A 25,148-nucleotide genomic window follows, 5' to 3' on the forward strand; every position below is an offset into this window, starting at 1 on the left:
ATTGGAGGTTTGCAATCTTTTTTTGGATTTGGAACTGTCGTATAGTAACCGATCTTTAATCGAGCAGGATATTGCTGATCAACGGGTACAGCTCAAGGAGATTGAGCATCTGTATAAGGCGGGCGTGGTATTACACAGTGACGTCTTGCGTATTTCGTTGGAACTTTCGAAGCGGGAACTGTTGCTCGTGCAGATCGGTCATGATATTCAGGCTGCAAATCAGAAGCTGCAGCTAATTGGCGGTATTACAGCAGAGATTATCCCCTTGACCGAACCTTTTAAAGTGGAAAGCCCCAGCTATGAAGCGCTTGTTGCCGAAGCGCGAAGCCATGCTTTTTCCCTTCTAAAATCCGAACAGGAAGTTGTTTTGAAGAAACTGTCGGTCAAACAGGCGCGATCAAATTATCTTCCTGAGTTGGGTTTGACCAGTACATTTACCTTTGCCAATCCACAGGTCTTCTTGTATCCCTATAATCCCAGCTGGTATAATCTGAGTATCACAGGGCTCAAATTAAACATACCGATCTCGGCTATCTATCTCAATAAAAACGTGGTGCGCGGAGCACAGATCGCATTGGATCGACAAGAGGTAAAACACCATCATGAAGAGGAGATTCTGGAAAATCAGCTGTTACAGGCCCTGTTGGATTATCAATTGGCTATTAAGCAGCAGGACGTCTGTCAAAACAATAAGGCTTTGGCGCAGGAAAATGCACGAATTATAAAAAACAGGTATTTTAAATCATCGGCTTTGATTACAGATCTCTTAGATGCTGATATGCAATACCTAAAAACACTTTTTGATCTTGAAACCGCACATATTGCGATACAGAAACACTATTATTTTATCGAATTTTTGAAGGGTACTATCTAATGAAACCTAAATCACGAAGAACAGTTGTGGAGGCACAACTCACTCGAATCACCAACTGGTTGGCTGGAATTGTCTTGTTGGCTTTGTTGTTATGGGGCGCTCAAGCATTATGGATGCGACTGCGGTATACCTACACAAATGATGCACAGGTAACGCAGTATATCAATCCCATTGTTTCCCGGGTAGGCGGATATGTGGTTTCTGTGCATTATCACGATCATCAATTGGTTAAACGGGGTGATACCTTGTTGCTTATAGATAATAAGGAATATAAATATGAGGCTGATCAGGTAGCGGCATCCGTCAATAAGGAAGCTGCAGAGATCAATGTTCTTCATAGTCAAAAGGAAATTCTCCAGGCGGAACATGAATCTTTACGCACATCAATTGCTGCCGGGGAGGCTCGGGTAACCAAGCAACAGTTGGAATATGATCGATATAATTATTTGTTTCAGGAAAAGTCTGCAACGGCTCAGCAACTGGAGGATGTAAAAGCAACGTTGGATGTGTATAAGAGTGAGCTGGCTTCGTTAAAGCATAAATTACAGGCTTCACAAGAACGTGTGCATGATGTGGATATGAAAAAAGGTGTGGTGGATGCCGAACGTGTTCGTTTGACGGCTGCTGTCGGCCGCAAGCGGCTTGATGTTGGCTATACCGTTATTCGTGCACCTTACGATGGTCAGATTGGCAAACGCACGATTGAAAAAGGTCAAATGATAAGTGCTGGCGAAGTTTTGGGCTTTATCGTCAATAGAGAAACCCCAACCTGGGTGACGGCTAATTTTAAGGAGACACAGTTGCGCTATTTACATCTTGGCAATAGGGTTGAGGTGGTGGCGGATGCCTATCCGGATCAGAAATTTTATGGCAAAATTATTTCCATCTCCCCAGCTACAGGTTCTGCATTCTCCCTTTTACCGCCAGATAATGCAACGGGCAACTTTGTGAAGATTGTACAACGCGTACCTGTTCGCATTGAGCTGGATAAGCAAAGGGGAGCCCAACAGCTTCTTTCGGGAATGAATGTAAATGTCTCGGTATCAAAAAATCAGAACTAGTGAAAGGAATTTTTAAAGAATGGGTGCCGGAGTGGTTGATCAAGCTTATCCTGTTTAGTAGTCTAATGCCTAGCATGGTCTTATTTTTCCTGCCGGGGGCCAATACAAATGTCACTGCTGGATTTTATGGGGCGCAACCCAGTGACATCCAGTTTCTGATTATTTTGTTTTATGCTGGTTTTGTCGGATTCTACGTGTTGGAACGACGCTTTTTTTTATACTTTCCCATTAAGCAGTACTATATTATCTTTCATCTGCTACAGCTATTGAATTGCTTTTTGATGTACAGCATCACCGATATCAGCTGGGTATACGGGCTGCGTTTTTTTCAAGGTATGTTGTTTGCTTCTGCCGTAAACTTATCGATCTCCATGATATTTTCCAGGTTGAAAAGTGATCGGGCCAAGGAAGTAAGTTATGCTGTTTTTTTCGGCCTATTATTATGTAGCTCGCCTTTTAATACGTTTGTTACGGCTGAATTTATCGATTCATTCAATTTTGATCAGCTCTATCTATACGCTGCATTATCATTTGTACCGGGTTTATTGCTCATTATGCTAACGATGCGCTCCATACGGCATATACGTCCTTACCCCCTGTTTTCATTAGACTGGGCAAGCTGCATTTTCTATAGTCTTGTGATCGTCAGTTTTGGCTATTTAATGGTGTATGGACAAGAAGTTTATTGGTTTAACGATCAGCATATGCTGATCATATTCGGGGTAGGTTTAACGTTGCTTATTCTTTTTATTGTTCGGCAAATGGTGCTCAGGCGTGTGTATGTTCATTTGGCGATTTTTAAAAACAGGAACTTTCTCTTGGGCTTATTGATTTTGTACATGATGTATATCGAGCGCTTCTCCTTGACCATCTCAAATCAATATCTCGTACAGGTTATTCAACTCGATCCTATTCATTTGTCCTATATCCAGTGGTTTAATATTGCTGGTATTGTCGCTGGTGTTCTAGGCTCATTGTATTGGATGCTTGGGCAACGCCCCGTAAAATGGATCTGGATTTCGGGATATTGTTGCTTGCTGCTGTTTCACCAATGGATGTTTTTCTCCTTTGAGGGGCAGGGTAATGATGCGCATTTTTGGATACCCTTAGTTTTACACGGACTCGGAGTAGGGCTTATTATGGTACCCACCATCTTATTTTGCATTACCAGTGTCAGCCCTCAATTGGGGGCTTCTGCGGCTGCGGTCTGTCTTGCTATCCGATACCTAGGCTACACGAGCAGTATCGGTTTACAGAATTTTTTCAAGTTGTTTGACTATGCCCAGCACCAGCAGGTTTTTAGGGACCAAACGGAAGTGGGCAATCCCTTATTTCGGGAGTACCTGCAGCAGGAATCTGTCAGCATTTTGCAGCATGGACTGCAGTATAAGGAACATACAGCCGCCTTAAAGCTCGTTGCTGAGCGGGTCAAGATCCAATCCTTTGTGCGATATGCCATGGATTATTATGAGATCATGTCCATGATCAGTATCAGCATACTTTTGCTGATACTGATTTCGCCTTCCTTGAAAAGCATGTATAAAAAGTTGAGAAAAAACAGAATTTCTCCTGCTTAGCTGACAGTGCTACATTTTTCCTTTACCACAATATGCTGGTTAAGGAGACTTAAAAAAAAATAGCATGCTATCAGGATAGGGAACGATGGGGGATATCAATGCTAAAAACACTTCCAACGCCTTTTGCCGAGCGGACGGTGATCTCGCCTTGATGGAGAAGCACGATTTTTCGGGTAAGCGATAAACCAATACCATTTCCCTCGCTATAATCTTTGTTGCTTCCACGATAAAATGGCGTGAATATATTGGGCAGATCGACCGGGTCAATGCCTATTCCGTCATCTTTAAATTCCAGCTGAACCCTATTTTCATCCGCCTTGATAGCGATTAGGCATTTTTGATTGGGTGAAAATTTACAGGCATTTTCAATGAGGTTGACAAAGGCGACCTGCAATAGATACTCATTTGCATTGATGGATAGAAGTTTTTCATCTTCAATCGCCGGATCGACAAAAATGTCGAGTTTATAATTTGGACTTGACTGGAGAACCTGTTGGCATGCATCAATTAGTATTTCGTCTATACGTAAGGTTTTAAACGCGATTTCAGAACTGTCGTAACTTGCTTTGGCAAAATCAAGTAAGCTATTAAATAACTTCTTCAGTTTCTGTGCATCATTGAGCGTATTGTCGATGACAGTTTTATACTCCACTATGCTACGGTCCTTATTGGCAGAAATCTCGAGTTCTGCAATCATTGCGGCCAAGGGTGTTCTTAGCTCATGCGAGATATTGGAGACAAAATGCTTTTGGGCATCAAAGGAGTTCTCGAGGCTGTCGAGCATCGCATTGAATGTGCTGGCCAATTCGGAAAGCTTGTCTTTATTTCCGCTACTCGTAAGCCTGGCATCCAAACTTGTTGCAGAAATGGTTTTTACACGTTGTGTCATTTCCAGGATAGGTTGAAAGACCTTTTTGGAAAAGAATATTCCTGCTGCATAGATCAGAAATATAGACAAAATGAAAACCAAAAAAATGGTAGATAATAGACTATTCAGTTTATTGTAGCCGTATTGATCATAGGCTGCGGCTGTGATGATGTAAGTTTTGTCTTTGTACGGAAAGGTTATGCCGATGACCTGCCATTTTTCCTGATAAAATCGTATCTCTTTATTTTTGAGAATATCCTGCAACATGGCTGGTGTCTCTTTGACAAAGTCGATATCTACGGCATCATGATACAAGAGATCAAAACGGGTGTCGTAAATTGCAACCTCGACTTCGTTGAGGATTTTTCGGTTGTTGTGGTAGATATCTTCTAAGGTCTTTTTGTCAACTTTTGCATTCAAAAAAAGGTTTGCTTTGGTGTAAGCTTCTTTTTTCAATAGGGCGTAAAATTCTCTTTCCCGATTCTCCACCGCTGAAAAATATACTGTACAGGCAAATACCAGCAATATGGTGGCTGTAATCAGCGTGAACAATATGGAGATTCGTGTCCTGATTGGCATTAGTCTTGTTTTAGAATAAAGCCCATTCCGGATTTGGTATGGATATATCTGGTCGCAAAATCTTTGTCGATTTTTTTACGTAGATAGTTGATGTAAACATCAATGAAGTTGGTTCCGGTGTCGAAATGCGTTTCCCACACTTTTTCAGCAATTTCCATTCTGGAAAGGACACGCTCGGGATTCTGCAATAAATAATGGAGTAACTTGAACTCTTTTGGGGGTCAAATGGATTTCGACCGTATTCCTTTTGACGCTTTTGGTATGGAGGTTCATTTCCAGGTCTCCATAACGCAAAATTGTTCCCGTGAGTGTATCTTGTTTTTGATATCTTTTGAGCAGGACTCTGATGCGGGCTAGGAGTTCGCGCATTTCAAAAGGTTTGACCAGATAGTCATCCGCTCTGGCGTCAAAACCCTCAATTTTATCATCTGTAGTTCCTAATGCTGTTAACATGATAATGGGAACATCGGGTTTGATATGACGAATTTCTTTGCAGAGATCCAATCCATCCATCTTAGGGAGTACGATATCGGTTATGATAAGATCAAAGTCGTGTTGTAAGGCCATTTTCTTTCCAGATATGCCGTCGTAGGCAATAGCTGTTTGAAATTCATTTTCATCAAGTCCGCGTTTGATCAATCCTGCGACACGTACGTCATCTTCGACTAGGAGAATCTTCATATAAAGAAAAACGTTAAAAACTTCGATAAATCGAAGTTTATCTATGATACCAAATCATGGGCTATCCATGCATTGTCCCTACAAATGTATCAAACTACGCTAAATTTACACGGATATGCAAATAAAACTTTCTACACGGTCCTGCGATGACATCACTTACCTAATGTCTGTTATTGATCGTAGAATAGGACTACTTTTGGAATTTTAAAAATGAATGGAAAAAATATGTTGATTATTTTCAAATTGATAATCAACATTCCAGCCTTGATACCGGGCGATTTCGGTAATAATTGCCAATCCTAAACCACTGCCTTGGCTGTTTTTCGAAAGTTTGGAAAACCGTTTGAATAAAAGTATTTTATCTAAGGGCATTGAACCGGGATTATATACCGTTAAAGAAGTTTGATTGAGATGTACAGCAAGTGTATCGTTGGCATTGCTGTAACGTATGGCGTTCAGGAGTAGGTTGTTGATCAGGATTTCGGTCAGACTGCTGTTTCCTGTCAGCAGCACCGACGGTTGGATCTCTTGTTGCAGCTGTAGCTGTTTTAGCTCCAGATGTTCTTGCATGACTTCAATACTTTGTGTAACAAGCGAGTCCATACTGATTTTTTCGGAATGATCGAATTGACTATTGTCAATCTTGGCGAGCAGCAGCAGGTTGCGGTTGATTCGCGTGCTACGTGAAAGCGCTTTATGCATATCTTCAAAGAGCTGGTATTGCTCATCACTTAGATCAGGGTACTGCAATAAGATATCTAACTTATTTTTTAGGATTGCCAAGGGTGTTTGCAATTCATGAGAAGCATTTTCAGTGAATTCCTTTTGTGATCGGTATACGGCCAGGTTTTTTTCAAGAAGCTTGGATAAGGATTGATTAAGCTCATGGAACTCTATGGTGTCCGTTTGCTGAAAGTCAACCTGTTGTTGACTATTGAGATTAAATGCCTTCAATTTATCAACAGTATCTCGAAATGGTTTCCAGAGCCTAAGTGATATTTTTCTGGAGATAATAAGTAAACCAATGACCAAGATAACAAAGAAAAACAGTGTTGTTGCGGCGATGGCGGCGATGGTTTCTACAGATTCTTCAATATTTGTTTGTACGGTAAAACGATAAGGCGCACCATTGATCTGAATGACAGATGATAGGCATCTAAATCGGTCGATTGTCTTTGGCTCGACAAAACGCTGCGGTTTTTCGATGGTATACACGCTATCTTGCAATAAATCGCCCGGTTTTACTTGATGTATATTCGTTTCAGGTTGTATGCTATTCCATAAAGCGATGCTGGCTTGGAGCTTGTCTTCGGACAGTTTTAAACTGTTCAGCTCGTAGGTTGTTTTCTTGACGATAATTTCGTTATGTTCGTCTAATTCACTTTTCCATATCCCGTCGATTACAAAATAATAAACAGGAATGCTGACACCTAGTACGATCAATACATAGAGTAGAAATGGGGTCGTTATTTTGCTCAGTAGGGGTTTCATCTTACTATTTTAATTTTCCCATTTGTAGCCCGTACCGTATACCGTTTTGATATAGGGTTGACTTCCGGCGTCCTGTAGTTTCTTTTTTAAATTTTTGACATGGGCATAGACAAAGTCATGGTTATCGAGCATATCAGCAATGTCGCCAGACAAGTGTTCCGCTAAGGTGCTTTTTGAAATTACTTTATTTTTGTTGCCGATAAAAAACATCAGCAGATCGAACTCTTTTTTGGTCAATACAACAGGAAGATCATTGACAATAACAGTTTTTGCCAGTAGATCAATCTGTATTTCATTTTGCACAACAATATTTGAGCTGTTGAATGGTTTCCGACGGATCAGGGAATAGATTCGTGCTGTGAGTTCAGATAAATGGAAAGGTTTGGTCAGATAATCGTCGGCCCCCAGTTGTAGTCCATGAATTTTGTCGTCCAATGCATTTTTTGCAGAAATGATGATCACACCGTCCTGCTTTCGCTGCGTCTTCAACTCTTCGAGTAGTTTCAGACCATTTCCATCTGGTAGGCCGATGTCCAGTAAGATACAGTCGTACTGGTATAACTGAATTTTGTCCAGAGCATCCTGCAAAGTTGGCGCAAATTCGCATAAATACTGTTGCTCGCTAAGGTATGTTGCGATGCTTTTGGCCAGCTCCAATTCGTCTTCTATGATCAAAATCTTCATGTGGTAAAGATAGAATTTCAATTTAGTAGAAATTTAGAATTTATTTCGCAATGATCTATCAATTTTGTTCATTTTTATTTCTTGTCCTACGACAAGTGTAATCGCTATTGAAACGTGTAATTTTAGTATAAATCAGTTATTTAGTGTTTAAAAAAAATCAAAACGAAATGGATAAACCGAAATCATTAAAATTAGAAATCATCATTCCTGCTTATCGCATGCACAGTCAAATTTTTCTGAATGCGTTGGATGGCGTTTCGGAAGAAGATGCATTAAAACGAATTGATGGACAGACCAACCATATCGTATGGATGGCAGGTAATTTTGTAAATGTGCGTTATGCAATGGCACATGTTCTTGGGCTTCAGGAAAATGATCCTTACCATGAGCTATTTTTTATGGGAAAGACACTCGATGAAAGTTATCACTATCCCAGTGTGCAGGAATTAAAAGAAAATTTTATATCGATATCACCGAAAGTCTATGCTGCTTTGCTGCAAGTGGACGATACGCAGCTGGCTGAACTATTTAAAATGAATATGAATATCCCTTTTATTGAGGAGGACAAGCTAAATTTCATAGGGATGTGTATCGGACGGGAAGATTATCTTGCCGGTCAGATTGCCTTGATGCGAAGGTTGCTGCACTATCCAGGCATGAAATACGATATTGACGAAAAAATCCAGTACTAAAAGAAAAAATCCAGTACTTAAAAAACTCAAGATCGGCCGCTGCTTAAAACGTCCGATCTTGAGTTTTTAAGTATGGACCCAGCCGCATGATCTGTCTGCGCTGAAAAGTCAATACGTTGTTTATACCTAGAAATAAGGTTTACTCGCTACCTTTTATCGTCAATATAACACCTGAATATTTCTCGTGGTCTTTACCGATATAGAGCAGATCGACTTTTTTTGTCGCAGCATCCTCGAGCTGTTTTTTCAATAGATTTAAATCTATTTTTTCCGTTTTTTCCTGCCATTCATCGGTCGATTGGGGCCTGAACGAAGCAATGTTCTTCATGTCAAAAAGTGCCGAATTTGTGTCGAGCTGCTTTGAACGATGTATAAAAATAGTGTCGCCCAGTATTTTATCTATTTTTATCCAACCTGCAGGAAGTCCATTTATACTGTTACCGTCCTGATCGGTAAAAAAAGTAGCGCCATAAAGTTGACCTGCCTTTAGTTGCTTCAAATTATCAACCATCTGACCGACTTCTTTTTCCCGTTGTTGATTGCCCAATTTATTCTTTACCCCATAAATGACTGCCCAGATAAGGATTGCCGCAGTGACAATTAGAAATCCTTTCCATAACTGAAAATAGGGGATGCTATACTGACTTTTGAACGCTTTGATCTCGGCTTTTAATTCATCTGAATAATTCCGCGCGTGAATCAATTTTCCTTGTTCGTCGTAAAGTCTGGAAAGTTTAACAAATCCACCGCCAAAAGGTAGGCCTATAAACCGACGGGCTGGCGTAATAATCTGTAAGGTGAAATTTCGTGGCGCGTTTTCTTTTTTTAAGGTCGCTGTTACCGTTTTTTCTGCTAATACAAAGTCGTAGATACTGAAAATAAAAAACATAGTCTGTCGTGATTTTTTAATGAAGAACTGAGGGAAGGATTCCGGATCAGTTCGACTTCATGAGAAATGAAGCATAAAAGCAAAATTAAAAGAAATAAATAAAAATCAATAAAAACACCCGGGCATTGCAAGAAAATTTCGATTTTTGAAGGGTACATTTTTGAAAAGCAATAAGATCAAATTGATTTAATACGCTGTGCCTTTCAGTAGGCTGACAATATAAACCGAAATGTGCGGTATAAAATATGATAAACCTAAAACTGAGTTTTATTTTGATCTGTGTAACAAGTGCTGTTATGGGACAAAAAATGGATAAATCAAAATTGGATAGCACCATTGCAGGCTATTACAAGGACCCGGCAGCTCCGGGGATTAGTTGTGCAGTTAGCCAAAATGGTCGTCTTATTTATCGTTATGCAATTGGACGTGCAGATTTGAAGGAAAAACGTGCAATCACATCCAGTTCACATTTTCGCCTAGCATCGGTAAGCAAACAGGTGACTGCACAGGCGATATATACCTTAGTGATTCAAAAGCGTTTAAAACTAGACGACCCATTGTCCCTTTTTTTTAAAGATCTGCCAGTCGCGCTGAAGGGTATTACTGTTGCGCAGCTTCTGCAACATACATCCGGAATCTGGGACTATGAAGAGCTTATACCGAAAGAAAGGAAAGATCAGGTATCGGATAAGGATGTGCTGATGTATATCCGGCAGACCGATCGTTTATATTTCCCTTCGGGGAGTCAGTTCCGTTATAGCAATACGGGATATTGTCTCTTATCGCTGATTGTTGAGGAAGTTGCGAAAAAATCCTTTGCTTCATTTGTCAAAAGTCAATTGTTTGAACCCATAGGCATTAGCAAGGGATTGGTATATGAACCGGGCACGACGGTTGATGAACGAGTCTATGGTTATCATCCGACGGAAGGTTCCTACCTGTTTGCCGATCAGAGTGTGACAAGTGCAACACAGGGGGATGGCGGTGTTTATCTATCTGCGGATGAATATCATACATGGGCCAATTTTTTGGTAAAAGATCGGTTAATACAGCCGGGACTGGAGCAATTGTTCGATCAAATGGCCTACCCGGTAAAGGATGGAATAGCGTATCATTTCGGCTGGTTTATTCAAAAAAAAGCAGGCCACAAAATCCTGTTTCATTCAGGTGAATCTACCGGGTTTCATCATATCGTTTATATCGATGTACAGAAAGACCTTGTGGTTTCACTCTTTAGCAATCGTGATGATTTTATGATCGGTGAAGCTTTTGATGCCATCCTTAAAACAATGGATATCAGCAAACCGGTATTGAATGGGCAGCATCGCTCAACTTTTGCATGGTTGAACGGAGTATATGCGAATGAGTGAAAGAGGGACGCGGATTGAAATAAGCATAAACAATAAATCGTCACAGGTAAAGCTGCGACGATTTATTGTTCATGAAGAGACCTATTTTAAAAAGTCGGGCGATTGATAGGCCGGATTGGGATAGGTATAGAACCCTTCCCCAGTAGCGACGCCCAATTTGTTTTTGTCTATAAAATGCTCCTTGAGATAGGCTACTGTTTTGATCTTTAAGGGGTCATTGGTCGCATCGGCGCTCATTTTGTTGATATTATAGGCTGTTGTGATGCCAACGATATCGAGTATGCCGAAGGGGCCTGTTGGCGCTCCAGTGGCAACCATCCAGGTTTTGTCGATCGTTTGGGCATCCGCCACTTCGTTGACCAAAAGATCTGTTGCCGCGAAAGTAATGGGACAAGTAAGGAGTTTACAATATAGCCAGGTTGCTCCTTATGTAGTGGTAGGGCAACCATACCAATGGATTTTGCAAAGTTTACAACCTGCTCAAATACTTTTTATCTGTACCGATGCCCATAATTTCTGCTGTATGTGCTTCCAGATTTCATTGGCAAATGTAGCGCAAGGAACTTCTCGGGACGGCCGGTTTCTTGGGCAAATTGACTTGGTAGCAAGGTTGAGGAGTTTGTGGCAAAAATGGTTTTCTCCGGAGCGACTTTCGCTAACTCCTGATAGAAACCAATTTTAATGGCTGGGTTTTCGGGAACAGCTTCGATAAGAAGATCTGCGTTTGCTACCGCCGCGGCAAGATCCGAACTATAGCTGAGCCTGTCAAAGGTTGAAGCCAGTTGTTCTTTACTCGCATGAAGATCTTTCTCGAATGCCTGCGCCAAAATATCAAATTTTGCTGCAGCTTTTTTTAATACATCGTCGTTGATGTCGTATACAGTGACATGATAGCCATGAAATGCTGTTTGGAAAGCGATTTGATAGCCTAAAACCCCACTGCCAGCTATCGTTATATTTTTAAAGTCCATGATGTTATTGTTTTTTCAATTCGTAAAAATCTGCGCCACGGAACCATGGCGCAGGTTGTGATCCTTATCCTTAATTCCTTTTAACCAATCTTTGAATTTGGTGATCTGCTCTGTCAGGAAAGATTCATGGTCTTCTTGTTCCTCAGAACCGATAGGCAGGATATGTTCAAAATAAGTGCCTTTTAGCATTTTACGTAGTAAGCCTTCGCCCACAAATGGTTTGTCATCATTTAATGTTTTGGCTGCTTTCAAAAGATGGCGGATGTCGTATTGTAGGGGATTGATATCCGGAACCTGCTTGTTTAAGTTCAGCAGTTCGTATACCGCAATACGTGCGGTACGTACCGAGCTTTCCATGGTAAAGACAACGTCGTTGTTGGTTTCGACAAACTGACCGATCAAGCCCAGGTTTTTACATCCTTCAGGTACGACTCTCGGACGGTCGCCTTTTGCTCTTGGCATAAACATCGAGGTGATGTAAGGCATAAATGTCGTACGTACAATCGTATTTTGATAACATCGTCCAGTTGATCAATAATGCCCAAATGGTGACATAGTTCGGCTAAAATTTCATCTCCCGTACATTGTGGCATTGGCTTTTTGATGTAATTTCCTTCTTTATCCATAAATAAAGCATATACCCATAAGACAAGAACATCATCGGTTGGCCAGGGAAGTGTGGCTGTCTATTACAGGTGAAACTCATCAACCAATTGGAATCGGTAATGGTAATAATACCGCCAGTAACAGTTTTGCCGGAATAAGGGTCGTTGACGAATATTCTTTTAATTTTTCGACTAAAGCCGAAGTTTACATGTTAGGGTCGCAGACTCCCATGCTGATTTTTCGATGTTACTGCAGAACTTTTCGGGTTTACCAAAGATGGCGGATTTGGCAGCCAGATTTTTCCAGAGTTTCCAGCCTGCACTTTGACCGCTGCTGCTATTGTCGATACCGATGATCGGTGCATTTTGTTGTCCCCGTAGAAGGTATCTTCTGTCATTGATCCGGTTGTCACAATGACGAAATCGTCTTTTCCGATTGGAATTTTTACCTCTTTACCGTCTTGTTCTGTAATCAGGGCCTCCACAACTTTTCCATCGGTATTGCTTTGGATATCCAGGTCTTTGACCAATACATTGAATCGAATGTTTACACCTTTGCTTTGAAGTACTTTACGCAAAGGGTCACAAAGGTGTGTATTGATTGTATTTCGGGAATACGAGTGATGAAAGATCATTCAATCCGTCTATCGCATGTAAAAAGCGGTGCATGTACAATTTCAGCTCAAGTAAACTATGCCAGTTTTCGAAAGCGAACATGGTACGCCAGAAGGTCCAGAAATTGCTGGATAAAAATGACTCGCTGAAGTAGTCTTCGATGGTTAAGTCATCTAAATCTTCTTTATTTTTGAGGAGCAATCGAATGATGGCCAGCTGATCCATTTTGCCCAATCCAAACTTGCTGAAGTCTTTTATCTCACCAAGTTTATGAATAAGCCTTGCTTTGGAGTAGTTGGAGTCGTTGTCATTGATCAAACGGTACTCGTCCAGAACACTGTAGGGGGCAGGCATTTCCAATGCAGGAATGTCCTGAAACATATCCCAAAGATTTTCGTAGGTCATATCCATTTCCCTACCACCGCGGATGACATAGCCGTCGGTTGCATTACCGGCGCCATCTAACGAGCCGCCTTCCACATGGAGCTGTTCAAGGAATGTGATGTTTTCAGCAGGAACATGACCATCTCGGATAAAATAGTAGGCTGCAGACATCCCTGCTATACCGCTTCCGACGATGTAGATTTTACTGTCTTTATATGATTTTGGTGGAATACCTTTATTGCGTTGATAATTTCCGATCTGATCAGAAAAGGGCATCGATTTTTTCGGTGTGTTACGTTGTTGTTCTTTGCTTGAATCGGGTTCATGATTTACATTTCCATATTCAGCAGATGCATTTAATACTTTGTCGAATTTTGAGGTGATTTCTTTCATGATTCTTATGTTTTTTTAATTCTTGAGTAAAGTTACTAAGACCACCTTAATCATTTGTGCCCTCAAATTCGCTATTGTTCTACCGAATTTCCTCTTTCTACATATTTTGTCGCTTTCGGTACTCTGATGGCGATAAGGTGGCGTATTTTTTGAAAAAAACGACCCAAATGCTGAGATGGAATTAAATCCGATTTCATAAGAAATTTCTGAGATAGTCTTTTCGGGATTCCCGAGCAGCACATAGGCTTCTTTAAGTACATGCTCATCAATAATTTCATGTGGCGTTTTACCTGATGCTCTTTTAACAACCTGAATAAGGTATTTGTTTGAAATAAATAACTGGTCGGCGTAATATTGTACCTCTTTGTATTGATTGCTATGTCGCTGCACCAGGTCTGTAAACTTATAGAACAGGTTGTTGGTCTCTTGTACACTTTCCGTTGTATTATGGTCTTTAGAGACCAATTCGTCGGCGATTTCTAACAGGAGATTGAAAATAACCGTGCGGATGATATCTGCTGTAAAATGCGTTGTTCTTAAAGTAACTTCTTTGAGGTAGTCTATTAATTTTAAGAGCTTGTCAATTTGTTTGTCTTGGGAAATGACTATCGTAAAGGTTGAATTTTTAAAAAGCCCCAGTTGTTCGATAAAGAATGGGATTGACAATATGTTTAAGCAGGAATGCTTTATCAAAAAAGAGCAGCTTCATTCTAAAATCGGGGCTGACCTGCGAAAACCGGAAAATTGTGTTGGGGCGGATACGAGGATGTGATTTGTCGAGATATGGTATTCCTGATTGTCTACCTGAATATTGATATCGCCCGCCGTACAGATACAGATGGCATAATAATCAATACGAAAAGCATTGCTTGGGTATTCAAAAATTGGATTTCCAGAAGAAATATAATAGGGGCGGTGGCAATTTACGCCAAAAGAATGATAAGGTATCTTGAAGACTTTCGTGTGTGTGATAAGTTGTTTTTACCTTAAACTTCATTGACTTTTTGTTCGGCTTGGGCATATACAGTTCCTATTGTTTTAAATATTCGAATGGGTTTTGTTTATTCGGATGCTGTCCGTTTGCGCATGAGTTTTTCTGTGGCAATATCGTCTTCTATCCCGACGAAGAAACTTTTGAATCCGAATTTGTTCAGTAGTCGTCTCGATGCGGTGTTATCGGGATCAATGATACCAATCACATCTTTACCTGGATTTAATGTTGTGGCAAGGGCTAGCATCGACTCACAAATCTGTGTTCCCAGCCCCTTTCCCCAATGTTCTTTGCGCAGCAAATAACCAATTTCGAATACACTTGGATCTTTTTGTAATTAACAAGCTTACAGTCGCCTAAGAGCTTTAGCGTATCCGCTTCGATTACTTTAAAATAGCCTAAATCAGGATCCTGGTTAATTGCTAGAATCGAATCGAACTTTTTCCGGGCCTGCTCTTCGGACAATCCTTTGCCGGTAATGTATTTCATGACATCATCCGCTTTAACCAAGTCGTGGAAAGCGTCAAAATCTTCCGGGAGATATTTTTTGAATAGAAGTGTATTGTACATGGCCAATGCGTTTATTTACAAGATAAGGTTGTTTTTTCTGAAATCAAATTATCGGAACCTAAATCATCATCTTTCTGTCTTATTTAACTTTTTCATGGTGGTGTGTTATAATTTTGCAATTTAAATATAGCAACTTTGCTATATCCAAACACCGCCACTTTTTAACGTTTAGGACGCAAGTGTGATTTTAGCACATCTGTCCTAAATAAATTTTAGGATTGGATTTCTGTGGTACAGGCATAGCTTTTTTCATCATTTCGATATTGACCCCTATTTTTCAATCTGCGAAGATCTTTAGCTGTCCCTTTTTTCCTTTTATAGGGGGCCTGGAGAAAGGGATCATCTATCCATTGCCAGATGTTTATTTTCACGAAGATATTCATTCTGATGAATGCGACCAGATTGGACAGGTTCCAGTCATATTTGGCCTTTTTTTGTAAGTATTTTAACAGTAATATGCCAATGAGTGAAGTCCAGATCTGGATCATCACTGCATTTTCAGAAGTCCCTATGAATGTCGATACTTTTAAGCGCTGCTTTAGATGCTTGAAGAAGACTTCGATATGCCAGCGTTGTTTATAGATGTTTGCCACCAAAGAAGCCTTCCACTTCGTATTATTGGTCAAAAAGTGGTACTCATTGCCAGTGGTGCTGTCCCAAAAGTGGACTAGGCGTAGCGGCTTGCCGTTGTATTTATTGCAGGCAGCACCGGGATAGCTCAATGAGCTCATCCTTAAGGATCCCCTTTTCCATGAGTGCTTCACTCTGATAGGACTTGATAACCTTGTACTTCATATTAACTTTACTCCTGGTAACGAAGTAACACCCCCTGCTGTCCAAATCCCCAAGCCAGCTGTAATCCACGTAGCCACGGTCCACTACCACCACGCTTCCCTTGGAAAAACTGTAACTACCGGCTCGCTGGCTCTCATGTACTTTTCCATCGGTAATCTGCATAAAAACAGGTAGGCAGCCATCATAATCCAAGACAGTGTGCAGCTTTACGGCACCTTTGGTGCTGCGAAACTTTGCCCAGTCAAATACAGATAGACATAAGGGGAAGATGCTTGCATCCATCAGATATACTTTACGCTTTAGCTGACCAAGATCTTTGCGAAAATGGGTGTCCTTTTGCCAAAGCCTTTCCAAAACAGAGAAATAAAGATCTTTGAAAAGTTCATGCGTACGGTGTATGTTGATATAGGATATATTGGACTTACTTGGAGCTCTTATTACTCCTAAGTGGTTCAGGTTACCAGTTGTACTGCGCAGACCGTTACTAATATCCCGGACCGAATCTGCCGAGGAAAAATGACAGAAAAGCATACTGACTAGATGCGTCCAGCTGTTGATCCCTTTCTGATGTTTGTCACTTTTGTGCTTTGAAACCAAATCTTTGAATAATTCGCGGTCGATAAGAGATAAAATCTGACTAAAAACATTTAAAATTTATCATGGCGGTGTGTTATAATTTTGTGATTTAAATATAGCGATCTCGCTATATCAAAACACCGCCATTTTTTAAACGTTTAGGACGCAAGTGCTGTTTTCTAATCCTGTTTTTAAATATAAATTAAATAGTGGGTTTTGTTAAGGAACGACTATCTAGTTCTCTTTTTAATGCGATTGAAGCTTTTTGACTTCTTGTGTCCAATCATCAGCAGCATTTCCGTCTGCTCCATCAGAAATATATTTCAAACATAGAAAATCGATTTTTTCCTGCTCAGCGACTTTCGCCAACGCAAAAGCTTCCATATCGATGACATTATATTCAGGATTGATATGCTCCATTTCGAATTGGTCGCCGGAACCGCAGATCCCGTTCGGGAGATGGCTTTGTTTTAATTCCATATTCCAAAAGAATTGGTTCATCAGAAAATGGCGTCTCAAATTTCTTAAAAACCCAATGCTCTTACATCCATATCCCGCTGGATAAAACGGTTGCAGTTAACAATAGTTCCTCTGTCAAAAACTGTACTTCCTGCTGTTCCCAAATTGATTATGAGATCTGGCTTAGATTTTTGAATGGCTTTTACAAGATGATAAGTCGCTTTAATTTTTCCTACACCAACAAACAATTTATTAAAACTATCAAATTCTTTTCCGGCTTCTGATTCCAGAGCAAAAACCAAAAGGATGTTGCTGTAAAGCTTTCCGTTAATTGTCATTTTAGAGCACAGTTTTTTTCAGAAAGAACAAAGTCAATGTCCGTGCGCCCTGTGCACCGTGTACCAAAACGGCGCTGATGTCCGCTGTTGCAGATGGCCCCATCACAAAACAGCCATAATGTGAGTGTGGAAAATCTACTCTTTTGTAGGCGGTATGCATATTTTCGGTCAAATCTTCAGGATCCAGCAAAACAGCGAGGTGTTGAGATAAATAACCTAATGAATTGGTAACCAGAGATTTTTCGGTGACCCAGACCATTCCCATCTCCGCCACACCAAACTCTGCACGGAAAATACCCAAACCCACATCATTAAGATCCGCGGGCTTTTGCACGTGTATATCTTTATTCCCTCTCCATTCAGGCGTTGCAGAGCAAGTGACCTTAGCATCAGGAAGCTTTTTTCGCATAATTTCCTGCGCTTCTTCTACCGATGCGACATCATAAAAATCGACGGCAGCAATTTTGGCGTTAATTTCAAAAACAGCTTTAAGATCTGTCCCTGGCTTTTTATAATCCGGGATGGCGGGATAATCCACTTTTTCGCGGTTAGCAAGATTGGTTCTTACCGAACTCAGTAATTCTTCTTTAGTCATTGTTTTTTCGGTTTTTTTGTACCAGTCTCTGAAGGTTTCTTTTTTCACGTCAGGCAATTCACGGTCTTCTACCCAAGGATCCAACGTGCTGTTTTCCAATAGAGATTTTGGGAGAATATTCAGCATATTGTAAGTGGTCTTTTCCATCATTTTAAAAGCAGTTGCACTGCCCAGCATTCGGTCAGCAGCAGCAAATGCCAGCCTTCTGCCAAAAGGTGTTTTATTTTTATGCATCATCACTTTTCGCCACTCGATAATCTGGTCCGAAATATTAATATGAACGGGGCAGATCTCTGTACAGGAGCCGCAAAGCGATGAATGGAAAGGTAATTCTGAATAGGTGTCTTCATCAAAAGTAGGATCCAGAATAATCCCAATCGGGCCGGAATAAGTAGCACCATAAGACAATCCGCCACTCCTTCTATACACAGGGCAGGTATTCATACAGGCACCACAACGGATACATTTGAGAGAATGCCAGAATTTGTCCATAGACAATCGTTTGCTCCTACCATTATCTGTGAGTACAATGTGCATCTCAGATCCTTCTCTTGGGCCTGAAAAATGAGAAGTATACTGCGTTGCCGGCGTCCCTAAAGCACTGCGGGAAAGTAGTCTGATAAAAACACCCAGATCTTCTACCTTCGGCAGGATCTTTTCTATACCAATACTGGCAATATGAAGCGGTGGAATGCTTGCAGTAAGATCGGCATTACCTTCATTAGTACAGACTACAAAAGTACCGGTTTCGGCAACGGCAAAATTGGCGCCTGTCATCCCGGCATCTGCCACCAAAAATTTGGGCCGGGCATTGTTCCTCATTGCTTCTGCGAGAGAATGCGGATCATCATCGTTGGGATCCGTACCAATTTTATCTGCAAATAGTTTAGCAATATCTTCTGTCGTTTTTTGGATGGCAGGCATTACAATATGACTTGGGCGCTCGTCTGATAGTTGCTGGATTCGCTCACCCAGATCGGTCTCCAGGACATCAATTCCTCTTTCTTCAAGAAAAGGTGTCATCCCGCATTCTTCCTGCAACATCGATTTGCTTTTGATGATGCGCTTTGCGCCGTGAGAATTCAAAATATCAAAAACAATAGCATTATGTTCATCGGCATCTTTTGCAAAATGAACTGTGATACCGTTTTCCTCTGCTTTTGTTGCAAACTGTTCAATGTAGTGATCCAAATGCGTCAGCGCATGTTCCTTGATTTGCGAAGCCAGATTCCTAAGCTCTTCCCATTCCGGAATCTCAGAGGATACTTTACTACGTTTAATGATAGTATTATAAAGATTTTTATCGTGTTGCGCCTCGTGAATATCATCCTGTTTGATGAATTTTCTCGCATTATCTTCTACGTTTACTTTTCCCATTGTTTGTGATTTTTAGAATGGTCCGTTATTCAAAACCTGAGCAATATGTACAAATTTGAGGTCTGACTTTTCTCTTTTGGCAATGCCTTCCTGATGCATCAGGCAAGACATATCCGGCGAAACTACATACTCGACCTGATGTCTTGTATAATCAGCAACTTTGTCCTGCCCCATCTTGGCACTCACCGCTTCATCGGTTACACAAAACGTCCCACCAAAGCCACAGCATTCTTGTGGCCTGTCAATCGTTTCTACTTTAACTCCTGACACCTTCTTTAACAGATCTTCGGTTTTATTAAAGTAAGGTTCCTGCCACTCAAAACGGGATGCAATGTGTAAGCCGCGGATAGAACTGCAGGAATTATGGATAGCCACCGTATGCTGGAAATCTGCCCAAGGGAATTCTTCTATCTTGAGAACATCGTGTAAAAACTCTACTAATTCTATGGTTTTGTGACGGATTTCTGTAACAGTTTCGGTTTGCGGAATTGCATCCATATGGAGCTTGACGTGCTTGACACAACTCCCTGCCGGCCCAACGATATAATCAAAATTCAAATCCTTAAAATTTTCACAAAACTGAGTTTCTGTCCTTATAGAATGTTTCTGATCGCCCTCATTGGCCATAGGCTGTCCACAACAAGTCTGCTGCAAAGGTACTGTGACCTCTACGCCCAATCGCTCCAAAAGCTCAAGTGTGGCAATACCGACTTTGGGGTAAATCAGATCTATATAACAGGGGATAAATAGTGCTACTTTCATTACAAAATTTTATAGAAACTCTAAATTAGCACTTTTTCTTCTTTTCCTGATTAGGCTTAGGATGAAAAAAGCCTATACGAGAGGTTATTTATATTGAGTAAAAATAATTTACCTGGCATTAAGACAATAAAAAAGACCTTTGAAATCAAAAGTCTTTTTTATTGAATATTAAATTCTATTATGTCAGCATTCCGCCGTCAACATTCAGAACCTGGCCGGTGATGTAGGAAGACATATTACTTGCTAAGAAAACGCAGGCATTAGCCACGTCTTCCGGCTGTCCACCCCGTTTCAACGGGATACCATCTCTCCATCCCTGTACGGTTTTCTCATCAAGGGCGGCCGTCATTTCGGTTTCTATAAAACCTGGTGCCACGGCATTGCAACGGATATTTCTGGATCCTAATTCTAATGCAATCGACTTAGAAAAACCAATAACACCAGCTTTAGAAGCCGCATAATTGGCCTGCCCGGCATTCCCTTTAACGCCTACTACAGAAGTCATATTGATAATTGAGCCCGATTTGGCCTTCATCATTGGCTTGATAACCGCTTTGGTCAGGTTAAAAACAGAATCCAAATTAACTTTGATAATCGTATCCCAATCGTCTTTGGACATTCTTAACATCAGATTATCTCTGGTAATCCCGGCATTGTTTACCAGAATATCAATCGTCCCAAACTCTGCCAATACATCTTCTACCAGCTTTTGGGCAGCATCATAATCCGACGCATCGGACTGATAGCCTTTGATTTCTGTAATATTACTTAATTCTGATTCTAATGCTTTTGCTTTGTCTACAGAACCGGCGTAGGTGAATGCCTTTCCCGATACCTCTTGTTGCGCCTGTAATGATGGCAACTTTACCTTGTAATAATCCCATTTGAAATGTTAGATAAATTAATCTTTAAAAGACAAATATATGAAATCGCCATGATTTGGAAACCAATCACCCATGAAGAGGCGATTGTGCATGACTTCAGAAAAAATATAAATATGCCTATAAAAAAGTTTTATTTATTAAGTTCATTATGATATTCATTTTTAAGTGATTCAATTTTGTCTTTCAACTCTTTGCTGATTTTGTTTGGATAGTTTTTCAGTTTTTTGAGATTGAATGCAAGAATTATTGCAGAGATACCTGAAAAAATAAATGCCACAGCTGTTATAACAACCAGAGAAATTCCGGCTAAAACAGGATTAAGAATAAGAATAACAGACCCGATAAGGCCAAGAAAACTGATCAGCGCCAGATTCCCCCACTGCAAAACGCCATAGCTTTTGAGATCAAAGGCAAAACCAATCCCCTGTACAGAACGGAACATCAATGAAAATCCAATAAAATAGGGCAAAGCAACAAATGCCACCTGCGGCTGAAAAAATAATATAATCCCTACAAAAAGATCCAGCAAAGCACCTACCAGATACCAGCCCCAATTGTCCAGATTATCCTTGTTTTGTATTGCAAATACAAGTTCCATAATCCCGAAAACCAAAAATGATGCACTGAAAAACAGCACCAGAGACAGGTAAGTGGCTTGTGGAATGCTAAACATGTACAATCCCATAATCACCAGTAAAATACCTACAATTAAAGGTAAATACCAATACTTAACTGTGTTTTTGATAGTTTTAAAAAATGTTGTTCCCATAATAATATGTTTTTGAAATTAAATTAACTCGTAGTGCATTCATATGTGTCCTAAATAAATTTTAGGATTGGATTTCTGTGGTACAAGCATAGCTTTTTTCATCATTTCGATATTGACCCCTATTTTTCAATCTGCGAAGATCTTTAGCTGTCCCTTTTTTCCTTTTATAGGCGGCCTGAGAAAGGGATCATCTATCCATTGCCAGATGTTTATTTTCACGAAGATATTCATTCTGATGAATGCGACCAGATTGGACAGGTTCCAGTCATATTTGGCCTTTTTTTGTAAGTATTTTAACAGTAATATGCCAATGAGTGAAGTCCAGATCTGGATCATCACTGCATTTTCAGAAGTCCCTATGAATGTCGATACTTTTAAGCGCTGCTTTATATGCTTGAAGAAGACTTCGATATGCCAGCGTTGTTTATAGATGTTTGCCACCAAAGAAGCCTTCCACTTCGTATTATTGGTCAAAAAGTGGTACTCATTGCCAGTGGTGCTGTCCCAAAAGTGGACTAGGCGTAGCGGCTTGCCGTTGTATTTATTGCAGGCAGCACCGGATAGCTCAATGAGCTCATCCTTAAGGATCCCCTTTTCCATGAGTGCTTCACTCTGATAGGACTTGATAACCTTGTACTTCATATTAACTTTACTCCTGGTAACGAAGTAACACCCCCTGCTGTCCAAATCCCCAAGCCAGCTGTAATCCACGTAGCCACGGTCCACTACCACCACGCTTCCCTTGGAAAAACTGTAACTACCGGCTCGCTGGCTCTCATGTACTTTTCCATCGGTAATCTGCATAAAAACAGGTAGGCAGCCATCATAATCCAAGACAGTGTGCAGCTTTACGGCACCTTTGGTGCTGCGAAACTTTGCCCAGTCAAATACAGATAGACATAAGGGGATGATGCTTGCATCCATCAGATATACTTTACGCTTTAGCTGACCAAGATCTTTGCGAAAATGGGTGTCCTTTTGCCAAAGCCTATCCAAAACAGAATAGTAAAGATCTTTGAAAAGTTCATGGGTACGGTGTGTGTTGATATAGGATATATTAGACTTACTTGGAGCTCTTACTACACCTAAGTGGTTCAGATTACCAGTGGTACTGCGTAGACCGTTACTAATATCACGAACCGAATCTGCCGAGGAAAAATGACAGAAAAGCATACTGACTAGATGCGTCCAGCTGTTGATCCCTTTCTGATGTTTGTCACTTTTGTGCTTTGAAACCAAATCTTTGAATAATTCGCGGTCGATAAGAGATAAAATCTGACTAAAAACATTTAAATTTTTCATGATTTTAGTTCTCCAATTTAACTTACATTGCCTTTCTGTAAAGCGGACGGGAAGTTTTTATAAGAATGCTTTTCTGCTGCGATACCGCGTAAACATTTTTTTAGAGCGAGATAATAGTTATGGAAATAAGAGCGGCAAGCGAAACTGATTATGCAGCAATTCTGCACATTTGGGAAAATTCGGTTCGGGCGACACATGATTTTTTGAAGGAGGAGGATCTTCAGTTATATAAGAGGCTGATCCAAACCGAGTATTTACCACAATTAAAGGTATATGTCATAGATGACAACGGACAGCCTACAGCTTTTTTCGCTGTCTCCGACGATAATCTGGAAATGTTATTTGTAGATTCAGCATACAGGGGGAAAGGTGTCGGGACTGTGGCACTACAGCATGTACTGGATAAGCTTCAGGTATATAAAGTTGATGTCAATGAGCAAAACCAGCAGGCGGTTGATTTTTATCTGAAAAAAGGATATCAGCTCATCGGACGCTCACCTGTAGATGGTATGGGGAAATCCTATCCGATTTTGCATTTACATAACGAGAGCGCTATTAATGGATCGAAATAATTTTAATAAAATGAAATAACTCATGATACAAGGTTTATACGAAACGCATATTCAGGTGCGGGATTTAGCTAAGTCTATCGCATTTTATACGGAGGTACTGGGATTACGTGTGGCACATCGTGATCCGACACGTCCCATTGTTTTTCTATGGATTGGAACCGGAAAAGACTATATGTTGGGCCTGTGGCAGGAAGAAACAAACTTTCAACCCAGACATTTTGCTTTTAGCGCAAATAAAGCGGATATATTAAATTATGCCGTGGATTATCTGAAAAAACGTGATCTGACACCCTACAATTTTTTAAAGGACGGGATCGAAGCACCGATGGTCTTTGCATGGATGCCTGCATTGGCCATATACTTTAATGATCCGGATGGCAACCAATTGGAGTTTATCGCAGTTTTGGAAGGGGAGGGTAGGCCCGAATTGGGCGTGCTTTCTTATGCCGATTGGATTGATCGTACAACATAATAAGTCGCGAAAGGGCGACTTATTATGCTGATTTCCACTCTTCGGCAAGGATAGCAAAGACCACATCATCTTCCCATTGACCGTTATGGAAATAGCTTTTTACAAAATGAGCTTCCTGACGAAATCCCAGACTTGTTAAGAGCTGCCTGGATGCCTTGTTTTCTGGAGCTACCGAGGCCGTGATCCGATGTTTATGATGCTGACGGAACAGGGCCTCTATAACTGTTTTCAGTCCTTCTTTGGCATATCCCTGTTGCTGGAATTCTTTTTTTATCGTACAGCCCAATTCCACCTGCAGGTGTTCAGCACCAAAAAAATGAACGCCAATATCGCCGATTACAGCCTTTGCTATTTTGTCGGTCATAACGAGCTGAAACCAGGACTCTGGAAGATTGAACGTGTTTGGGTTTTTTGCTATAAATTCATCGACTTCTGCCAAAGAGTCTGGAATCCAGCCCTGGTATTTATTGGTTTCTTTATCTGAACGATACCCGAATATTGCCCGACTGTCTTCCGGCATGATGGGCCGAATCGCTAATCTTTCTGAATCAATGCGCATGGTTTAACGTTTTGAAAATCTGGCTATCGCTTCTTCACGCGTACCTACAAAATTGATTTTTTTTGATTTATTGCTTTCGTAGATAAAATCGATTAAACTTTTGCTGTTGTATTTGGAGAAATCGCCAACGATGGCAATGTCAAAGCCATACTGCGTATATTTTTGAAGAATTTCACCGGCAAGTTTTGTTTTAAGTTCGAAGAAGTCATCCGTGATGTTCTCTTGATAAATAATTGCTTTGTATGCTTCTTGCGCGCCACAGTCGACCATAATCTGTAGACCATCATCGAGATTATGGATAAAGACGCCTGAACCTGTAACTTCAGCAATGTTTTCGTCACCTAGCTGAATAATAGTGATTTCCATTTTTTTTGTTGTGTCGTTTGAAAAATA

The 25,148-nt window shown here is 40.6% G+C and carries 31 protein-coding genes and 2 pseudogenes; 7 read left to right on the forward strand and 26 right to left on the reverse strand.

Annotated elements, in window-relative coordinates:
- Positions 1-22: 22 nt before the first annotated feature.
- From DTA23_RS19905 to DTA23_RS19915, 3 genes are read left to right on the forward strand one after another with little or no spacing between them, the layout of a single operon-like run.
- Positions 23-874, forward strand: a complete 852-nt coding sequence (locus DTA23_RS19905; protein WP_146753139.1) for a TolC family protein — start codon at positions 23-25, stop codon at positions 872-874.
- Positions 874-1,935 carry an HlyD family secretion protein gene (locus DTA23_RS19910; RefSeq protein ID WP_112375805.1) on the forward strand — a complete coding sequence of 354 codons (1,062 nt, stop codon included), beginning with the start codon at positions 874-876 and terminating at the stop codon, positions 1,933-1,935. The genes DTA23_RS19905 and DTA23_RS19910 overlap by 1 nt, the downstream gene beginning before the upstream one ends.
- Complete coding sequence (locus tag DTA23_RS19915) at positions 1,935-3,512, forward strand: efflux MFS transporter permease (protein ID WP_146753141.1); 1,578 nt, start codon at positions 1,935-1,937, stop codon at positions 3,510-3,512. Before DTA23_RS19910 ends, DTA23_RS19915 begins: the two co-directional genes overlap by 1 nt.
- A gap of 70 nt (positions 3,513-3,582) precedes the next feature.
- Here DTA23_RS19915 and DTA23_RS19920 read toward each other — a convergent pair whose 3' ends face one another.
- The 5 genes from DTA23_RS19920 to DTA23_RS19935 all read right to left on the reverse strand — a co-directional run bounded on the left by DTA23_RS19920 (position 3,583) and on the right by DTA23_RS19935 (position 7,815).
- The gene (locus DTA23_RS19920) at positions 3,583-4,959 is read right to left on the reverse strand and encodes a HAMP domain-containing sensor histidine kinase (protein ID WP_112375807.1); all 1,377 of its coding nucleotides are present in this window, start codon (positions 4,957-4,959) and stop codon (positions 3,583-3,585) included.
- A complete protein-coding gene (locus DTA23_RS29520; protein WP_239468812.1) occupies positions 4,959-5,117 on the reverse strand; it encodes a winged helix-turn-helix domain-containing protein in 159 nt (52 codons plus the stop codon). Before DTA23_RS29520 ends, DTA23_RS19920 begins: the two co-directional genes overlap by 1 nt.
- Entirely contained in the window at positions 5,104-5,640 is a 537-nt protein-coding gene (locus DTA23_RS19925) for a response regulator transcription factor (RefSeq protein ID WP_239468813.1), read from the reverse strand. The genes DTA23_RS29520 and DTA23_RS19925 overlap by 14 nt, the downstream gene beginning before the upstream one ends.
- A gap of 204 nt (positions 5,641-5,844) precedes the next feature.
- Entirely contained in the window at positions 5,845-7,131 is a 1,287-nt protein-coding gene (locus tag DTA23_RS19930) for a sensor histidine kinase (RefSeq protein WP_112375808.1), read from the reverse strand.
- Between the two features lie 9 nt (positions 7,132-7,140).
- Entirely contained in the window at positions 7,141-7,815 is a 675-nt protein-coding gene (locus tag DTA23_RS19935) for a response regulator transcription factor (RefSeq protein WP_112375809.1), read from the reverse strand.
- A gap of 167 nt (positions 7,816-7,982) precedes the next feature.
- On the opposite strand from DTA23_RS19935, the gene DTA23_RS19940 reads away from it, so the two are divergent.
- Positions 7,983-8,507 (forward strand): DinB family protein, encoded by a 525-nt coding sequence (locus tag DTA23_RS19940; RefSeq protein ID WP_112376531.1) that lies wholly within the window; start codon positions 7,983-7,985, stop codon positions 8,505-8,507.
- A 139-nt stretch (positions 8,508-8,646) separates the two neighbouring features.
- Here DTA23_RS19940 and DTA23_RS19945 read toward each other — a convergent pair whose 3' ends face one another.
- Complete coding sequence (locus DTA23_RS19945) at positions 8,647-9,396, reverse strand: hypothetical protein (RefSeq protein WP_112375810.1); 750 nt, start codon at positions 9,394-9,396, stop codon at positions 8,647-8,649.
- Positions 9,397-9,641: 245 nt separating this feature from the next.
- Here DTA23_RS19945 and DTA23_RS19950 point away from each other — a divergent pair, with 245 nt between their 5' ends.
- Positions 9,642-10,766: a serine hydrolase domain-containing protein gene (locus DTA23_RS19950; RefSeq protein WP_112375811.1), complete on the forward strand. Its 1,125-nt coding sequence runs from the start codon at positions 9,642-9,644 to the stop codon at positions 10,764-10,766.
- 81 nt (positions 10,767-10,847) lie between these two features.
- On the opposite strand, the gene DTA23_RS27870 is transcribed toward DTA23_RS19950, so the two are convergent.
- The 18 genes and pseudogenes from DTA23_RS27870 to DTA23_RS20005 all read right to left on the reverse strand — a co-directional run bounded on the left by DTA23_RS27870 (position 10,848) and on the right by DTA23_RS20005 (position 23,152).
- A complete protein-coding gene (locus DTA23_RS27870) occupies positions 10,848-11,153 on the reverse strand; it encodes a 3-hydroxyacyl-CoA dehydrogenase family protein (protein WP_256604693.1) in 306 nt (101 codons plus the stop codon).
- Between the two features lie 104 nt (positions 11,154-11,257).
- Positions 11,258-11,737, reverse strand: a complete 480-nt coding sequence (locus DTA23_RS27875) for a 3-hydroxyacyl-CoA dehydrogenase NAD-binding domain-containing protein (protein WP_218565413.1) — start codon at positions 11,735-11,737, stop codon at positions 11,258-11,260.
- A gap of 15 nt (positions 11,738-11,752) precedes the next feature.
- Positions 11,753-12,363: pseudogene (locus DTA23_RS27880) on the reverse strand (oleate hydratase).
- Positions 12,300-12,527, reverse strand: a complete 228-nt coding sequence (locus tag DTA23_RS27890) for an oleate hydratase (RefSeq protein WP_218565480.1) — start codon at positions 12,525-12,527, stop codon at positions 12,300-12,302. The pseudogene DTA23_RS27880 and the gene DTA23_RS27890 overlap by 64 nt, the downstream one beginning before the upstream one ends.
- Positions 12,528-12,534: 7 nt before the next feature.
- Positions 12,535-12,744 (reverse strand): oleate hydratase, encoded by a 210-nt coding sequence (locus tag DTA23_RS30570; protein WP_370445160.1) that lies wholly within the window; start codon positions 12,742-12,744, stop codon positions 12,535-12,537.
- Between the two features lie 8 nt (positions 12,745-12,752).
- Positions 12,753-13,734, reverse strand: a pseudogene (locus tag DTA23_RS27900) (oleate hydratase); the annotation flags it as partial.
- 15 nt (positions 13,735-13,749) lie between these two features.
- Complete coding sequence (locus tag DTA23_RS27905; RefSeq protein WP_218565418.1) at positions 13,750-14,400, reverse strand: helix-turn-helix domain-containing protein; 651 nt, start codon at positions 14,398-14,400, stop codon at positions 13,750-13,752.
- A 395-nt stretch (positions 14,401-14,795) separates the two neighbouring features.
- A complete protein-coding gene (locus DTA23_RS27910; protein WP_218565419.1) occupies positions 14,796-15,026 on the reverse strand; it encodes a GNAT family N-acetyltransferase in 231 nt (76 codons plus the stop codon).
- Positions 14,966-15,295: a GNAT family N-acetyltransferase gene (locus DTA23_RS27915; protein WP_218565420.1), complete on the reverse strand. Its 330-nt coding sequence runs from the start codon at positions 15,293-15,295 to the stop codon at positions 14,966-14,968. Before DTA23_RS27915 ends, DTA23_RS27910 begins: the two co-directional genes overlap by 61 nt.
- A gap of 212 nt (positions 15,296-15,507) precedes the next feature.
- The gene (locus DTA23_RS27920) at positions 15,508-16,026 is read right to left on the reverse strand and encodes a transposase (protein WP_218565421.1); all 519 of its coding nucleotides are present in this window, start codon (positions 16,024-16,026) and stop codon (positions 15,508-15,510) included.
- Positions 15,989-16,744 (reverse strand): IS4 family transposase, encoded by a 756-nt coding sequence (locus DTA23_RS27925; protein ID WP_370445161.1) that lies wholly within the window; start codon positions 16,742-16,744, stop codon positions 15,989-15,991. The genes DTA23_RS27920 and DTA23_RS27925 overlap by 38 nt, the downstream gene beginning before the upstream one ends.
- Before the next feature lie 168 nt (positions 16,745-16,912).
- A complete protein-coding gene (locus tag DTA23_RS27930; protein ID WP_218565423.1) occupies positions 16,913-17,146 on the reverse strand; it encodes a phosphorylase family protein in 234 nt (77 codons plus the stop codon).
- A gap of 44 nt (positions 17,147-17,190) precedes the next feature.
- Positions 17,191-17,463, reverse strand: coding sequence for a nucleoside phosphorylase-I family protein (locus DTA23_RS27935; RefSeq protein WP_218565424.1), 273 nt, complete (start codon positions 17,461-17,463; stop codon positions 17,191-17,193).
- 1 nt (position 17,464) lies between these two features.
- Positions 17,465-19,435, reverse strand: a complete 1,971-nt coding sequence (locus DTA23_RS19985; RefSeq protein ID WP_112375812.1) for an LUD domain-containing protein — start codon at positions 19,433-19,435, stop codon at positions 17,465-17,467.
- Between the two features lie 12 nt (positions 19,436-19,447).
- A complete protein-coding gene (locus DTA23_RS19990) occupies positions 19,448-20,197 on the reverse strand; it encodes a (Fe-S)-binding protein (RefSeq protein ID WP_031503813.1) in 750 nt (249 codons plus the stop codon).
- 178 nt (positions 20,198-20,375) lie between these two features.
- Positions 20,376-21,059 carry a 3-oxoacyl-[acyl-carrier-protein] reductase gene (gene fabG / locus DTA23_RS19995; RefSeq protein ID WP_239468814.1) on the reverse strand — a complete coding sequence of 228 codons (684 nt, stop codon included), beginning with the start codon at positions 21,057-21,059 and terminating at the stop codon, positions 20,376-20,378.
- A gap of 152 nt (positions 21,060-21,211) precedes the next feature.
- Positions 21,212-21,850 carry an HdeD family acid-resistance protein gene (locus DTA23_RS20000; RefSeq protein WP_112375813.1) on the reverse strand — a complete coding sequence of 213 codons (639 nt, stop codon included), beginning with the start codon at positions 21,848-21,850 and terminating at the stop codon, positions 21,212-21,214.
- Between the two features lie 126 nt (positions 21,851-21,976).
- Positions 21,977-23,152 (reverse strand): IS4 family transposase, encoded by a 1,176-nt coding sequence (locus DTA23_RS20005; RefSeq protein ID WP_112375814.1) that lies wholly within the window; start codon positions 23,150-23,152, stop codon positions 21,977-21,979.
- Positions 23,153-23,271: 119 nt separating this feature from the next.
- Between DTA23_RS20005 and DTA23_RS20010 the strand changes: the two genes are divergently transcribed.
- Positions 23,272-23,724 (forward strand): GNAT family N-acetyltransferase, encoded by a 453-nt coding sequence (locus DTA23_RS20010; RefSeq protein WP_112375815.1) that lies wholly within the window; start codon positions 23,272-23,274, stop codon positions 23,722-23,724.
- Between the two features lie 22 nt (positions 23,725-23,746).
- On the forward strand, positions 23,747-24,196 hold the full coding sequence (locus DTA23_RS20015) for a VOC family protein (protein WP_112375816.1): 450 nt from the start codon (positions 23,747-23,749) through the stop codon (positions 24,194-24,196).
- A gap of 22 nt (positions 24,197-24,218) precedes the next feature.
- Here the strand turns inward: DTA23_RS20015 and DTA23_RS20020 are convergent, their stop codons facing one another.
- Positions 24,219-24,755, reverse strand: a complete 537-nt coding sequence (locus DTA23_RS20020) for a GNAT family N-acetyltransferase (protein ID WP_112375817.1) — start codon at positions 24,753-24,755, stop codon at positions 24,219-24,221.
- Between the two features lie 3 nt (positions 24,756-24,758).
- Positions 24,759-25,121 carry a DUF4180 domain-containing protein gene (locus DTA23_RS20025; RefSeq protein ID WP_112376532.1) on the reverse strand — a complete coding sequence of 121 codons (363 nt, stop codon included), beginning with the start codon at positions 25,119-25,121 and terminating at the stop codon, positions 24,759-24,761.
- Positions 25,122-25,148 lie beyond the last annotated feature (27 nt).

This window comes from Sphingobacterium multivorum (assembly GCF_900457465.1).
Taxonomy (GTDB): Bacteria; Bacteroidota; Bacteroidia; order Sphingobacteriales; family Sphingobacteriaceae; genus Sphingobacterium; species Sphingobacterium multivorum.

Coding starts and splice junctions, on each gene's coding strand:
- DTA23_RS19910 (WP_112375805.1), top strand. CDS start 874: ATGAAACCTAAATCACGAAGAACAGTTGTGGAGGCACAACTCACTCGA.
- DTA23_RS19920 (WP_112375807.1), bottom strand. CDS start 4,959: ATGCCAATCAGGACACGAATCTCCATATTGTTCACGCTGATTACAGCC.
- DTA23_RS29520 (WP_239468812.1), bottom strand. CDS start 5,117: ATGGAAATTGCTGAAAAAGTGTGGGAAACGCATTTCGACACCGGAACC.
- DTA23_RS19925 (WP_239468813.1), bottom strand. CDS start 5,640: ATGAAGATTCTCCTAGTCGAAGATGACGTACGTGTCGCAGGATTGATC.
- DTA23_RS19930 (WP_112375808.1), bottom strand. CDS start 7,131: ATGAAACCCCTACTGAGCAAAATAACGACCCCATTTCTACTCTATGTA.
- DTA23_RS19935 (WP_112375809.1), bottom strand. CDS start 7,815: ATGAAGATTTTGATCATAGAAGACGAATTGGAGCTGGCCAAAAGCATC.
- DTA23_RS19940 (WP_112376531.1), top strand. CDS start 7,983: ATGGATAAACCGAAATCATTAAAATTAGAAATCATCATTCCTGCTTAT.
- DTA23_RS19945 (WP_112375810.1), bottom strand. CDS start 9,396: ATGTTTTTTATTTTCAGTATCTACGACTTTGTATTAGCAGAAAAAACG.
- DTA23_RS19950 (WP_112375811.1), top strand. CDS start 9,642: ATGATAAACCTAAAACTGAGTTTTATTTTGATCTGTGTAACAAGTGCT.
- DTA23_RS27875 (WP_218565413.1), bottom strand. CDS start 11,737: ATGGACTTTAAAAATATAACGATAGCTGGCAGTGGGGTTTTAGGCTAT.
- DTA23_RS27915 (WP_218565420.1), bottom strand. CDS start 15,295: ATGTACAATACACTTCTATTCAAAAAATATCTCCCGGAAGATTTTGAC.
- DTA23_RS27920 (WP_218565421.1), bottom strand. CDS start 16,026: ATGAGCTCATTGAGCTATCCCGGTGCTGCCTGCAATAAATACAACGGC.
- DTA23_RS27930 (WP_218565423.1), bottom strand. CDS start 17,146: ATGGAATTAAAACAAAGCCATCTCCCGAACGGGATCTGCGGTTCCGGC.
- DTA23_RS27935 (WP_218565424.1), bottom strand. CDS start 17,463: ATGACAATTAACGGAAAGCTTTACAGCAACATCCTTTTGGTTTTTGCT.
- DTA23_RS19985 (WP_112375812.1), bottom strand. CDS start 19,435: ATGGGAAAAGTAAACGTAGAAGATAATGCGAGAAAATTCATCAAACAG.
- DTA23_RS19990 (WP_031503813.1), bottom strand. CDS start 20,197: ATGAAAGTAGCACTATTTATCCCCTGTTATATAGATCTGATTTACCCC.
- DTA23_RS20000 (WP_112375813.1), bottom strand. CDS start 21,850: ATGGGAACAACATTTTTTAAAACTATCAAAAACACAGTTAAGTATTGG.
- DTA23_RS20005 (WP_112375814.1), bottom strand. CDS start 23,152: ATGAAAAATTTAAATGTTTTTAGTCAGATTTTATCTCTTATCGACCGC.
- DTA23_RS20010 (WP_112375815.1), top strand. CDS start 23,272: ATGGAAATAAGAGCGGCAAGCGAAACTGATTATGCAGCAATTCTGCAC.
- DTA23_RS20015 (WP_112375816.1), top strand. CDS start 23,747: ATGATACAAGGTTTATACGAAACGCATATTCAGGTGCGGGATTTAGCT.
- DTA23_RS20020 (WP_112375817.1), bottom strand. CDS start 24,755: ATGCGCATTGATTCAGAAAGATTAGCGATTCGGCCCATCATGCCGGAA.
- DTA23_RS20025 (WP_112376532.1), bottom strand. CDS start 25,121: ATGGAAATCACTATTATTCAGCTAGGTGACGAAAACATTGCTGAAGTT.